Origin of the sequence: Ruicaihuangia caeni (assembly GCF_029952955.1) — a bacterium.
GTDB lineage: Bacteria > Actinomycetota > Actinomycetes > Actinomycetales > Microbacteriaceae > Ruicaihuangia > Ruicaihuangia caeni.
The window spans coordinates 229,440-242,594 of sequence record NZ_JASATX010000003.1; the positions used below are offsets into that span (position 1 = coordinate 229,440).

At 65.7% G+C, this 13,155-nt stretch carries 12 protein-coding genes; 1 reads left to right on the top strand and 11 read right to left on the bottom strand.

Annotated features, from left to right (window positions below):
- Positions 1-33: 33 nt before the first annotated feature.
- The 4 genes from QF206_RS08580 to dnaK form a co-directional block, all read right to left on the bottom strand.
- Positions 34-453, bottom strand: coding sequence for a heat shock protein transcriptional repressor HspR (locus QF206_RS08580; protein ID WP_281489040.1), 420 nt, complete (start codon positions 451-453; stop codon positions 34-36).
- Positions 454-494: 41 nt separating this feature from the next.
- Positions 495-1,457 carry a DnaJ C-terminal domain-containing protein gene (locus QF206_RS08585; RefSeq protein WP_281488803.1) on the bottom strand — a complete coding sequence of 321 codons (963 nt, stop codon included), beginning with the start codon at positions 1,455-1,457 and terminating at the stop codon, positions 495-497.
- 141 nt (positions 1,458-1,598) lie between these two features.
- Entirely contained in the window at positions 1,599-2,216 is a 618-nt protein-coding gene (locus QF206_RS08590) for a nucleotide exchange factor GrpE (protein ID WP_281488804.1), read from the bottom strand.
- A gap of 5 nt (positions 2,217-2,221) precedes the next feature.
- Complete coding sequence (gene dnaK, locus QF206_RS08595) at positions 2,222-4,078, bottom strand: molecular chaperone DnaK (protein WP_281488805.1); 1,857 nt, start codon at positions 4,076-4,078, stop codon at positions 2,222-2,224.
- A gap of 348 nt (positions 4,079-4,426) precedes the next feature.
- Between dnaK and QF206_RS08600 the strand changes: the two genes are divergently transcribed.
- Positions 4,427-5,890, top strand: a complete 1,464-nt coding sequence (locus QF206_RS08600; protein WP_281488806.1) for an MFS transporter — start codon at positions 4,427-4,429, stop codon at positions 5,888-5,890.
- 64 nt (positions 5,891-5,954) lie between these two features.
- On the opposite strand, the gene QF206_RS08605 is transcribed toward QF206_RS08600, so the two are convergent.
- The 7 genes from QF206_RS08605 to QF206_RS08635 form a co-directional block, all read right to left on the bottom strand.
- Complete coding sequence (locus QF206_RS08605) at positions 5,955-7,298, bottom strand: Ohr family peroxiredoxin (protein ID WP_281488807.1); 1,344 nt, start codon at positions 7,296-7,298, stop codon at positions 5,955-5,957.
- Positions 7,299-7,309: 11 nt separating this feature from the next.
- A complete protein-coding gene (locus QF206_RS08610; RefSeq protein ID WP_281488808.1) occupies positions 7,310-8,905 on the bottom strand; it encodes an ATP-dependent acyl-CoA ligase in 1,596 nt (531 codons plus the stop codon).
- Complete coding sequence (locus QF206_RS08615; RefSeq protein WP_281488809.1) at positions 8,902-9,231, bottom strand: PhlB family protein; 330 nt, start codon at positions 9,229-9,231, stop codon at positions 8,902-8,904. Before QF206_RS08615 ends, QF206_RS08610 begins: the two co-directional genes overlap by 4 nt.
- Complete coding sequence (locus tag QF206_RS08620) at positions 9,228-10,040, bottom strand: thiolase family protein (RefSeq protein WP_281488810.1); 813 nt, start codon at positions 10,038-10,040, stop codon at positions 9,228-9,230. The genes QF206_RS08615 and QF206_RS08620 overlap by 4 nt, the downstream gene beginning before the upstream one ends.
- A gap of 402 nt (positions 10,041-10,442) precedes the next feature.
- Positions 10,443-11,411, bottom strand: coding sequence for an ABC transporter substrate-binding protein (locus tag QF206_RS08625; protein WP_281488811.1), 969 nt, complete (start codon positions 11,409-11,411; stop codon positions 10,443-10,445).
- 79 nt (positions 11,412-11,490) lie between these two features.
- Complete coding sequence (locus tag QF206_RS08630) at positions 11,491-12,336, bottom strand: ABC transporter ATP-binding protein (RefSeq protein WP_281488812.1); 846 nt, start codon at positions 12,334-12,336, stop codon at positions 11,491-11,493.
- Positions 12,337-12,343: 7 nt separating this feature from the next.
- A complete protein-coding gene (locus QF206_RS08635) occupies positions 12,344-13,147 on the bottom strand; it encodes an ABC transporter permease (protein ID WP_281488813.1) in 804 nt (267 codons plus the stop codon).
- Positions 13,148-13,155 lie beyond the last annotated feature (8 nt).

Below are 13,155 nucleotides of genomic sequence, written 5' to 3' on the forward strand. Positions count from 1 at the left end.
TGGGTCGCGGTGGGGTCGCGGTCGAGTCGGCGCTCAGCCGCGCTCCTGATGCCCGCTCCACAGCACGAGCTGATTGCGGCGGCGCACCCGGGTGCCCGGCGTGATGGTGATGACCTCGCCCTGCGCTCCAGCCGCGAACACGCGTCGCCCAGGCCTGGCGAGCAGCTCATCGGCGAGCGCCGACTCCAGTTCCTTGACTCGCGCTCGCAGCGCCGCCGTCTCATCCTCGAGCTGCAGAATGCGCCTGATGCCCTCGAGGTTGAGCCCTTCGGCGCCCAGCGCAGCGATCTCGCGAAGCCTCGCGATGTCACGCATCGAGTAGCGGCGTGACTTGCCCACCGTGCGGGTAGGCGACACCAGCCCGAGCCGGTCGTACTGGCGCAGCGTCTGGGGGTGCATGCCGGAGAGTTCGGCGGCGACCGCGATCGCGAACAGCGGGGTGTGCTCGTTCATCGTCATCGCGCTCTCCTCTCTGCGGAGCTGGTTCTCGTCCGCTACGCTCGCGCGCGGTCGAGCAGGTCGAGTCTCGGGTTCTCGTCGGGCAGCGATGCCGCGAACGCCTCGAGCTTCTCACGGGCCTCGCCGGGAAGGTGGCTCGGCACGGCCACCTGGACAGTGGCGAGCAGATCACCCGTGGCCTTCGGCGTCTTCACACCACGATCCTTCACGCGGAGCACGCGACCGCTCTGCGTTCCAGGCGCGATCTTCAGTCGCACCGGGTCACCCCCGAGCGTCGGAACCTCGATGGTCGCGCCGAGCGCGGCCTCAGCGAAGGTGACGGGAACGTCGACTCGCAGGTTGAGCCCATCGCGCTTGAACACGGGGTGCTTGCGCACCGTGACCGTGAGGATCAGGTCGCCGGCCTCTCCGCCGTCGGGGCTCGGCTCACCCTTTCCGCGCAGCTTGATCTTCTGCCCGTCGGCGACTCCTGCAGGGATCTTGACCTTGATCGGGCGGCCGTCGCTGCGCTGCAGCTCGACGGTGTCGCCGTGCACGGCTGTGGTGAACTCGAGGGTGACGTTCGCGGTCTGGTCACGACCGCGAGTCGGGCCGCCGAAGCCGCGGAATCCGCCGCTGGTCTGCCCGAACCGGCCGCTGCCGAACATGCCGCCGAGCAGGTCCTCGAAGTCAGCCGTTCGGGCGCCACCGCCGAACACGCCGCCGAAGACGTCTTCGAAGCCGCCCTGGCCCCCTCCACCTGGGGCCGTGAAGCGCGCGCCCGACCCCATTGCGCGCAGCTGATCGTACTCCCGGCGCTGCTCCGGATCGGAGAGCACCGAGTACGCCTCGCTGATCTCCTTGAAGCGCGCCTCGGCCTTCGCGTCGTCGGGATTCGAGTCCGGGTGGAACTGGCGCGCCAGCTTTCGATAGGTCTTCTTCAGGTCGGCGTCGCTGACGTCTTTCGAGACGCCGAGCACGGCGTAGAAGTCCTTGTCGAACCAGTCCTGGCTCGCCATGCGCGTCCCCTCCTCAGGTGGTCGTTCCGGCCGGTGGCCTCATTCAGTGTGTGTACGGATATGCGGATGCCGGTGCTTCGCGCCGAGCGCAGCGGATGCCGGGGCGACCGTGCGGCCGACCCCCGGCATCCGCCGTCTGCGTTACTCTGCGGGCACCGCCACCGCGACCTTCGCGGCACGGAGCAGCCGGTCGCCCAGGGCGAAGCCGACCTGCACCACATCGGCCACGGTCTGCTCGGTCGCTCCGGGCGTCGGCAGCTGCGCGATCGCATCGTGGAAGTTCGGGTCGAACACCTCGCCCTGCTCCCCCACGCGCCGCAGGCCCATCCGCTCGAAGGTGCCCCGCAGCTTCTCGGCGATCAGCGCCACCGCGGAGCCCTCAACGAGGTCGCCATGCTTCTCGGCGAGATCGAGGTCGTCGATCACCGGGAGCAGCGAGCGCACCACGTCGGCCACGACCGCTTCGCGGTTCGCGGCGCGGTCGCGTTCGACGCGCATCCTGAAGTTGACCAGTTCGGCCTCGGCGCGGGCAGCCCGCTCGCGGTACTCCGTGACGAGATCGCGCTCAGCCTCGTCGAGCAGCGCGCGATCCTCAGACGACAGGTCGTCGCTGGGCTGCTCGACGTCGGGTCCCTCGGCTGCGATCAGCTCCTCGGCATCCGTCGTGTCACCGTCTTCGGAGTGCGGCTCGCGCTGCAGCTGCTCGTGCTGCAATCGCTCCTCCGGCACACCCTCCTCCGGGTTCTTCTCGTCGGCCATGCTGACTACTTCTTCTCTTCCTCGTCAACGACCTCGGCGTCGACGATGTCCTCGTCGTCCGAGCTCGACGCGTTCTCGGCACCCGCCGGCTGCCCCTCAGGGGTCTCCGACTGGCTCGAGGCGTAGATGGCCTCGCCGAGCTTCGTCTGGCTCGCGTTGAGCTTGTCGAATGCCGACTTGACCGCCGCCTCGTCGTCACCGGCGAGCGCGTTCTTCAGCGCGTCGAGGTCGCCCTGCACGTCGCTCTTCACGTCGGCGGGCAGCTTCTCCTCGTTGTCCTTGATGAGCTTCTCGATCGAGTAGGCGAGCTGCTCGGCATTGTTGCGCACCTCGGCCGCCTCACGACGCGCCTTGTCCTCAGCCGCGTGCTCCTCGGCCTCGCGCACCATGCGCTCGATGTCCTCCTTCGGCAGCGACGAGCCGCCGGTGATGGTCATCGACTGCTCCTTGCCGGTGCCCTTGTCCTTCGCCGAGACGTGAACGATGCCGTTCGCGTCGATGTCGAAGGTGACCTCGATCTGAGGGATGCCGCGGGGCGCCGGGGCGATGCCGGTCAGCTCGAACGTGCCCAGGTTCTTGTTGTCGCGAGTGAACTCGCGCTCGCCCTGGAACACCTGGATCGCCACCGACGGCTGGTTGTCGTCGGCGGTGGTGAAGGTCTCGCTGCGCTTGGTCGGAATGGCGGTGTTGCGCTCGATGAGCTTCGTCATGATGCCGCCCTTGGTCTCGATTCCGAGGCTGAGCGGGGTCACGTCGATGAGCAGCACGTCCTTGCGCTCACCCTTCAGCACACCTGCCTGCAGGGCGGCACCGACGGCGACGACCTCATCGGGGTTGACGCCCTTGTTCGGCTCCTGGCCGCCGGTCATCCGCTTGACGAGCTCGCTGACCGCCGGCATCCGGGTCGATCCGCCGACGAGCACGACGTGCGCGATGTCGGAGACCTTGATGCCCGCCTCGCGGATCACGTCTTCGAACGGCTTCTTGGTGCGGTCGAGCAGGTCTGACGTCATCTGCTCGAACTGCGCGCGCGTCAGGGTCTCGTCGAGGTTGGCGGGGCCGTTCTCGGTGAGCGAGAGGTAGGGCAGCTGGATGCTGGTCGACATCGAGGAGCTGAGCTCCTTCTTCGCCTGCTCCGCGGCCTCCTTGAGGCGCTGCTTGGCGATCTTGTCGTTCGACACGTCGACGCCGGTGGTGTCCTTGAACCGCTTGATGAGGTGGTCGACCACGCGCTGGTCCCAGTCGTCACCGCCGAGTCTGTTGTCACCGGCGGTCGCGCGTACCTGGATCGTCGAGAAGTCCTCGTCCTTGCCCACTTCGAGCAGCGACACGTCGAACGTTCCACCGCCGAGGTCGAAGACGAGGATGAGCTCGTCCTCCTTGCCCTTGTCGAGGCCGTACGCGAGGGCCGCCGCGGTGGGCTCGTTGATGATGCGGAGCACGTTGAGGCCCGCGATCTCGCCCGCCTCCTTGGTGGCCTGGCGCTCGGCGTCGTTGAAGTACGCCGGCACGGTGATGACGGCGTCGGTGACGCTCTCGCCGAGGTACTGCTCGGCGTCGCGCTTGAGCTTGCCGAGGATGCGCGCCGAGATCTCCTGCGGCGTGTACTTCTTCCCGTCGATCGTCTGGGTCCAGTCAGTGCCCATGTGGCGCTTGACCGATGCGATCGTGCGGTCGACGTTGGTGACGGCCTGGCGTTTGGCGGTCTCGCCGACGAGCACCTCGCCGTCCTTGGTGAACGCGACCACCGACGGGGTGGTGCGCATGCCCTCGGCGTTCGCGATGACGGTGGGCTCACCGCCCTCGAGAACCGAGACCACCGAGTTGGTGGTTCCGAGGTCGATTCCTACTGCTCGAGCCATGTGCTGCGCTCCTTCATATTCTTGGTCAGGGTCAGGTCTGCTGCGACGGATGCTGGATGCCGGCCGTTGCTGCACAGCATCCGATTCGAAGGTCATCGAACTTGAGTCGCGATGTATCAAGTTTGCGCGCCCCGGTGCTGAGTGTCAATTTGCGCGGCCTGGAAGTTGAGTGTGAATGACTCAAGTCCCCGCTATGTGGAGGGGTTGGTCGCCGTTGCGACCGCTCTCACGGCCCCGTGCCATTCATCAACCGCTCTCACCGCCACGTGCCATTCAGTGCCGTGGCGCGTAGCCGCCTTGCGCGCGCCGGTTCTCCTCCGGTTCACCAGGCGGCACTAGCTTGGCGATATGAGCCAGCCTCCCCAGCATCCGCGTCGCGCCGGCCATGATGCGGCGTCTTCCTCGTCACTGGTCGGAGGCGGGCGAACTGCCAACCCGCCCTCCGCGCAGAGCGGCGACCAGGGCCGGGATGCCGCGCCTCGCAGCCGGGTGTTCGCCTGGGCGCTCTGGGACTGGGGTTCGGCTGCCTTCAACGCGGTGGTCACGACCTTCGTGTTCAGCACATACCTCGCCAGTTCGCTGTTCGTCGACCCGGCCATCGTCGACGCCGCGGGTGAGAACGCGAAAGACCCGGCACTCGTCCGCGCGCTCGCCGATAACGCCAGTCTTGTCGGTGGCGCACTCGCCATCGCTGGCGTGCTGATCGCAGCCCTCGCACCCGTGATGGGCCAGCGCTCCGATGGCTCCGGTCGCCGCAAGTTCTGGCTCGGCGTGAACACCGCGCTGGTCGTGCTCGCGATGGCCGCGATGTTCTTCGTGCAGGGCGCCCCGTCGTACCTCGTGCTGGGGGCCGTCCTCCTCGCAGTCGGCAACGTCTTCTTCGAGTTCGCGAGCGTGAACTACAACGCGATGCTCGTGCAGGTCTCGACTCGCGACAATGTCGGAAAGATCTCCGGTTTCGGCTGGGGCATGGGCTACATCGGCGGCATCGTGCTGCTCGCGGTGCTCCTGCTGCTCTTCATCCAGGATCTCGGCGTCGGCGGGGGTCGAGGCGTGCTGGGCGTGACGACGGACGACGGGTTCAACGTGCGGCTCGCGGTGCTCGCCTCGGCGGTCTGGTTCGCACTGTTCGCACTGCCGGTGATGTTCAAGGTGCCCGAGATCCCCGCCCGCGAGCGCGAGAACCGGGTGGGGTTCCTCGCCTCCTACCGCGTGCTGTTCCGCACGATCGGTCAGCTGGCGAAGCGCAGCCCTCAAGTGCTGCTGTTCCTGCTCGCGAGCGCTGTGTTCCGTGACGGACTCGCCGGCGTCTTCACCTTCGGCGCCATCATCGCCGCCCAGGTGTTCGGGTTCAGCACGACCGAAGTGCTCTACTTCGCCGTGGCAGCCAACGTGGTCGCCGGTGCGGGCACCTTCATCGGCGGCTGGCTCGACGACAAGCTCGGCGCGAAGACGATCATCATGGGCTCACTCGTCGGGCTCGTCATCGCCGGCACCTCAGTGCTGTTCCTCGGAGACGGGAAGGGCGTCTTCTGGGTCGCCGGCCTCGCGCTCTGCCTCTTCGTCGGACCGGTGCAATCGGCGAGCCGCAGCTTCCTCAGCCGAATCACTCCACGAGGCCGCGAGGGCGAGCTCTTCGGGCTCTATGCCACAGCCGGCAGGGCTGTGAGCTTCCTCGCCCCCACGCTGTTCGCGGTGTTCGTCGCCGTCACCGGCGACACCCGCTTCGGCATCCTGGGCATCGTGCTTGTACTGCTCGCGGGCCTGCTGCTCATGCTGCCGGTCAAGGCAAAGCAGTCGGAGCTCGTCTAACTGCAACGGGCGCGCCCACAAGTCATGGGCGCGCCCGCGCTAGCTCAGATGAATGTGATCCCGATCAGGACGCGCCCGTGAGCGCGCCTGCTTCGGCAGCTTCGCTGCCAGCCGCCGAAGGGCCATCCCCGCTGCCGAGAGCCGTGTCGAAATCGATTCGTATGCTGGTTCCGCCCTTCAGTGCCTTCGAAACGGGGCAGCGCTTGTGAGCCGCCTCGACCAGCGCGGCAGCGTCTGCTCGGTCGAGCCCCGGAAGATTCGCAGTGAGATGGGCAGAGAGTTCGAAACCGTTCTCACCCATTGCGATCGTCACGCGCGCGTTCACCGATGGCTCCACGAGCTTGAGTCGGGCCTTGCGCGCTTCGCTGTCGAGCGCCGACATGAAGCAACCCGCGTAGCCGCTCGCGATCAATTGCTCGGGATTGGAGCCGCCACCCTTGCCCCCCAGCGCTTCAGGGATGCGCAATTCAACGTCGAGCGCGCCATCCGACGTGCGAACGCGCCCATTGCGCCCATTGCCGTCGGCCGTGGCGGAGGCGGTGTAGCTCAGCGCTGGCTGCGTCGGCACCGGTTGCTCCTGCGCCCGCTCCGCCTTGTATTGAGCGGCGTCGAAAGCCACCGAGCCTGCCTCGACCAACGCTGTGAACTCATCAACAATCCGCGGTGTCGCCTTTGCAAAGGTTCGGCTGCGGCCGGAGCTGCTCGCATCGTGGATCGCAAGCGAAGCCTCGAGTTGCTTCACAGCGAGCAGTGTCGAGTTGGCAAAGGCCACACCCTCAAGCTGCAGTTCTGGATCGTCGGCGCTGAGGAGGCCGAAGAGTCCGCCGGCCGAGAGGACTACATCCACGTCGTGGTCGGCAACGAGGCGCTCTGCCTCAGCCAGATAGCGCTCACGAATCGCTTCATACGATGCTCGATCGTCGAACGCTCGAGCCGCCTCCGCCGGCGTCATCTCGATGGATCGGATGCCCACCACTCGGGACTCGAGCCCGTACCTTCGGATCTGCTCACGCTTCCAAGCGAGATGGGCGCGATCGATGGTGAGGATGCCGATTCTGCTCCCAAGCAAGGTCGCCTGCAGCATCGCCGCCTCGCCGTACCCGACGACCGGAATGTCGACCGCTGTCTTCGCCTCGTACAGTGCTGCGTCCTGGAAGTGCCCGATCAGCACTGCATCGAACCCTTCCCGCTCGGCCTCTATGACGCCCGCAACCGACTGCACCCCGCAACGCAGCTCGCCTAGCCGACCGGCATCGACGTCAGCGGGTCGCATGCCGCGGATCTCGAATTGGATCCCTGGCGACGCGATCCGCTTCAGATACGTGTCGAGCCTCGCGAGATACGCGCCATGGTGAGCGGGGTCGGTGAAGCTCTGGTAGAGCACTCGACGCTTGGAGTTTTCGGTCATCGTTGTCTCTCCTAGTCGCACGGTCGATGGAGGCTACGAGCAACGGCCGCGACCGCTTCGCGGTCCCACTGCGCAATGGTCGTGCCCTGCTCGCGAAGCACGCCCTTTCGCACCTTGCCGTTCTCAGTCAGGGGCAGCGCGTCCACGATCGTGAAGAAGCGCGGAATCGCAAAGTACGCCAGCATCGGCTTGAGGAACTCGCATACTTCGTCGAAGTCGACAGCGCCGCCCGTCTGCACGACAAGCGCAGCCATCACCTCGTCTTCTCCGAGCTCCGAGTCGACTGGGTACACCGCGGCGTCGGCGATCGACGGATGCATGCGCAAGGCCGACTCGACCTCAACCGAAGAGATGTTCTCGCCGCGTCGTCTGATGACATCTTTCAAACGGTCGACGAAGCGGTACCAGCCGTCGTGGTCAGCAGCGAGTCGGTCGCCGGTGTGGAACCACAAGTCCTGCCATGCCTCGACGGTCTTGTCCGGCATCCCGAAATAGCCGCTCGCGAATGCGAAGGGTTGAGAACTGCGCAGCAGGAGTTCACCCGGTTCGCCAGGCGGCAGCTCAGCGCCAACAGGATCGACGATGCGAGCTTCGAACCCTGGCTGGAGCCGCCCGATGGAGCCGGGTCGCTGCTCGGTGCGGCTCGCGGCGAACACCGAGTTCGTCTCGGTCGATCCGTAGCCGTCGATCAGCGTGACGCCGAACCGCTCAGCGAAGGGACGGAGCAGGTCCGGCGGGGTCGCGGGTGCCAGAGCAGCCGTCACCCTGTGGGCACTGTTGAACTCTGCGGGATCCCGACTCATGAGGATCGACACCATCGCTCCTAGTAGGTACGTGAAGGTCGCGCCGGTGCTCTGCAGTTGGTCCCAGAAGCGGGATGCCGAGAAGCGCTCGCCGAGCACGTAGAGCGCGCCCGAGAAGAGCGCTTGGAAGAACGCGTTGAGCGCGTTGGTGTGGAACAGGGGCAACACCGTGTAAAGCACGTCTCGCTCGGTGATCTCGAGCTGGGTCGAGACATTTCGACCCCACCAGTAGAACTGGGCGTGTGGGCACATCACGCCCTTCGAGACCCCCGTCGTGCCTGATGTGTAGAGGATCGCAGCGGTAGCAGACGGAGCGACGCAGGCTGCGTCGACACTGCCCGTGAACCTTGGAAGTCGAGCAGTGCCGGGGGGCACATCGTTCGCATCATCTGCGAAGACGAAGACCGACTCGAGCGATGCCATGTCGGGGAGTGCTCGAACGAACTGATGAAGGTCGGCCTCACAGATGAGGAGAAGAGCTCCGGAGTTCATCAGGATGTGGTGCAGTTGCTCGCCCCTCGAGGCGGTGTTGATGGGCACCGCCACGGCACCGATCCAGGCACAGCCGAGGATGAGGTCGAGGAGTTCTACCCGGTTGCGGCCGATGAGCGCCACCCGATCACCGACGCCGACGCCCTCGGCGATCAGGAACGCGCCGGCCGCAGATGCTGCATCCCGCACTTCGCTCACCGACCGCCGGAGTTCGCCGATCTGCAACACAGGCCGATCGGGGTCTTCCTCAGCACGACGTTCCAGCATCCGGGGTATGGTGCATTCCTCGAGCGGCCAATCGCGTGCACTCATGTTCGTTCTTCCTCCTGAACCTCAGACCCGCTCGAGGCAGGCACATATGCCACTCGGCCGTCAACGTCGGGGTCCGAGGTGACCTGCACGGTCTCGCCCGGCGCGAACGCCCCGTTTCGTAACGCCGCGACTACCCTCACCTCCGGGGCGACCAAGAGGGTCGCCAACACCGCATGGTGGGGGTTCACGACGCGCGTCGTGTGCTCGACGACACCGCGATCCACGCTGGCTGTCACGAAGCCATCGGAACCGCATCGCGAGCAGAGGAGGGGTTCGGGGAACGCGCCTCTGCCGCATTCGCCGCATCGGAAGATCGTGAGCGTCACGCCGCAGCCTCCAGCACCGTCACGTTGCCACACGATCCATAGCGGTAGAGCACCATGCCATAGCCGGTGACCGCCCCGATGCGCGCCTTCGCGGCCTGGCGATCCCCGGCCTCACGTCGAAGCTGCCTGACGACCTCCACGAGCCCGTGCATGCCACCGGCGGAGCCTGCCTGGCCAGCCGATAGCTGTCCACCCGAAGTGTTCAGCGCGTAATCACGCGTCGCCACCCGTTCTCGTATGAACCGCGATGTGTCACTCGCGTGCACAACCCCGAGGTCGTTGAGTTGTGCGACAACCATCGCTGGGTAATCGTCGTAGACCGAGAGCACGTCGATATCCGAAGGCGCGACTCCGGTGCTCTGCCACGCCGCGTCGGCACTTTCCGCCACTCCGGTGACCAAGCCGTTCCCGCCTTGATCGTCTCGATTGAAACTGCTCGTCACACCAAGCACGCGCGCCCGAGGCATGCCCGTCGCACGATCATCGGCGACTACGACCACGGCGTTCGCGCCTGTGACCGACGGCACGCAGTCATATCGTCGCAGAGGATCGGCGACCATGGGAGCAGCGAAGTACTCCTCCAGCGACAGCGGCTGGCGATACACTGCCCCAGGATTGAGACCAGCCCAGGATCGCTGCGCGACTGCGATACGCCCATAGTCCGCAGGCTCGAGGCCGCGTTCCTCCATCTGCCGAGTCGTCAGCATGGCGAACAGTGCGTTGGGGCCCGTGAGCGGCAGCGGGGAAAGATGCTCCTCAGTTGCTCGGTTGTAACGCGTGACAAGCTTCTCGAAGGCGGCGGCGTCCATTCGATCTCCCGCGACCAAGACGATCGCAGATGCCGCGCCCGCCTCGATCGCGTGCACGGCGTGTTGCAGGAGATTGCCGGCAGAAGCACCGCCGTTGGTGTCCTGCATCAGCCATCGCACCTTGAGGCCCATGCGCCATGCGAGGTCGATTGCGTGATCTGGTTCGAGCGTGAAGCTGCACACGCCGAAGCCATCGATTTGACGGTGGTCGAGCCCGGATTGCGTGATCGCGTCGCGGACGGCTCGCGCAAGAACTCGGTGCGTCGTCTCCGACGGCGATGGGTGCCGCGTGTAGGAGGTCTCGCTGGCAGCGATGATCGATGCGGCGGCCAATGGGTGCTCCTTTCATGGCCGGGCCCGCGCCGCTCGTGGCGGAACGGGCCCGGTAGACGATTCAATCGATCAGAGCTGGGTGTAGAGCTCGTCCGCCTCGAATCGGTTCTTGATGATCCCGAGCTCCGCCATGAGATCGATGATCTTCTGGATCCCTTCCTCGTTCCACTTCGTCTGGAACAGCGGGAGGTGCATTGCTGCGGCGGTCTCCGCGTCCATGTTCGAGTGGTTGGGCATCGTGCGCTCGGCAACGCCCGACGGGTCGGCCTCGATGTCCCTGACGGCCTGCTCAAGCGCTTCACGGAAGGCCTTGATCGCACCCTCGTTCTCTTCAAGGAACTTCTTCGAAGTCGCGAACAGACCCTGCGGGCCGTTCTGCACTGCGAGGGGGCGCAGTTCCAGTTCCTTGCTCGCTGCGCTGAGCGTCGGCTCGGTCAGGAAGACCGCGTCGACGTCACCCGCGCCCAGCGCCCCGGCCATGTTGGCCTGCGGGATCTCGACGAACTCCACCTGCTTCGGGTCGAGCCCTGCATCGAGCATTTCGCCGGAGAGGAAGATGTCTCCAACCGAGTTCAGCGACGGTGTGGCCACCTTCTTGCCGATCAACTCGTCGATCGACGCGAGCGGTGAATCGTCCGTGACGTAGATGGCCGCCATGTACTCGTCGGTGCCCTCGATGCCAAAGGCTCCGATGGTGACGGGCAACCCAGCGGAGTGCGCGTTGACGAGGGTCGGATAGGACACCAAAGCGATCTCGGTGCTCGACGACACGAGCGAGTTGACCGCGGTCGCTCCGTTGGCGGCGGGCACGAGTTCGACCTCGAGTCCGCGCTCCTCGAAGTAGCCTTCATCGATCGCAACGAACACCGGCAGTGAGTCAGCCACCGGCGGGATCGAGACCCGCAGTTTTGTGGTTTCAGTTGCGGATCCGGTATCTGGTGTCGCACCTGTGTCGTCGCTGGCGCAGCCGGCCAGCGCGGCCAGCCCGAGCGCCGCCGCGAGAACCGTGGCGCCGAGTCGAGTTGTAGTTCGCTTCATTGCGGACCTCCTTGGTTGAGCAGTGAAATGTGATGGGAACCGGTGGTTGGAGCAGGGTGGGCTGCGGCCCGGAGTTTCGTCAGCGCAGCACCGGAACTGCGAAGTTGCTGGTCGTTGGAATGGCCTCACCGGGCCCGTACAGTCCCGCAGGCTTCGCGCGCCGGATCAACTGCGCGATCTCGCTTCGTGTAGAGACGAACACGGGGTTCTCGCGGGAACGAATCTGGTCTCGCGGCACCGGCAGCGGCACAGCGGTGTCGGCGGTGAGCACAGTGGGCGACTTGCTCAGCGAGAGCACCCGGTCGCTCAAGTAGACGCTCTCATCGACGTCGTGGGTCACGAAGAGGATCGTCATGTCATACAGTTCGCGTACGCGCAGCACGAGGTCTTCGAGATCGGAACGCGTCTGGGCGTCTACCGATGCGAACGGCTCATCCATGAGCATGAGCTGCGGGCGCATGGCGATCGCGCGCGCAATCGCCACCCGCTGCTGCATTCCGCCCGAGAGTTGCCACGGATAGCGCCCTGCGAAGTTCTCGAGGCCTACTGCCTCCAACGACTCGCGCACGCGGTTGCGTCGCTCTTCCGCGCCGACTCTGCCGAGCAGCGGAAACTCGACATTGGCGCCGACCTTGCGCCAGGGGAACAGTGAGCCGCGGTAGTCCTGGAACACCATCGCCAGCCCCTTAGGCACGCCGTTGATGGCTTCCCCGGCGAGTGATACCGTGCCGCTCGTCGGCTTCAACAGGCCCGAGAGCGCCCTGAGCAGCGTGGTCTTGCCACAACCGGATGGGCCCACGATCGACACGAACTCTCCGCGATTCACCGTGAGTGAGAGGCCGTCGAGCACGACGTGCTCGCCTTCTTCTGTCTGGTAGACGTGTCGCAGGCCATCAACGACCAGCAATGCTTCTGTCATAGTCATGCTCCCGTCAGGCGACGACTGCTTTGTAGAGGTGGTGCCAGCGGAGGAACAGGCGTTCCAGAGCTGACAGGAGGAGGGTGGTGATGTATCCGAGGATCGACAGGGCAACGATGAACGCCCACATCTCGAGAAATTGGAACGACCGCTGCGACTGCATGAGGCCGAACCCGATGCCGTCTGACGATGCGACCAATTCCGAGGCGACGAGCAGGATGATGCCGAGCCCAGTAGCGGTGCGGATGCCGGCGAAGATACCGGCGCTCGCCGAAGGCAAGATCACGCGGAACAGCGTCGAGGCACTCGTGCGCCGCGAAACGGTGGCGGTATCGAGATATGACTCCGGCACCTGACGCACAGCGCTGTAGGTATTGAACAGCACCGGCCAGATCGCACCGAAGGTGATCAACGCGATACGCATTTCGTTTCCCGTGCCAAGAAGCACAAGCGCCATCGGCAGCAGCACCGGCCCGGGCAGCGCTCGCATGAAGTGCAGCAGCGGCTCCACGAACTGGGCGACTACACGCACCCTGCCGAGCAGCACTCCGAGCGAGACGCCCACGGCGACCGCGATGAGGACTCCGATCACAAGACGCTCAAGACTAGGAACGACGTCCACATGGAATGCGTCGGTAAGCACCCCGTTCTCAAGACCGGCCGAGAACCAGAGCTGGTATCCCGCGGCGAGAATCTCGGTTGGCGGGGGGAAGAACAGTGATTCTCCTGTCACCGCGGCGAGCTGCCAAGCCAGGATCAGGACTACAGCGACGGCCCACCCGAGAGCGGCCCGCACGCCCGGCGAGGTGAGTTTCATTCGGCGCA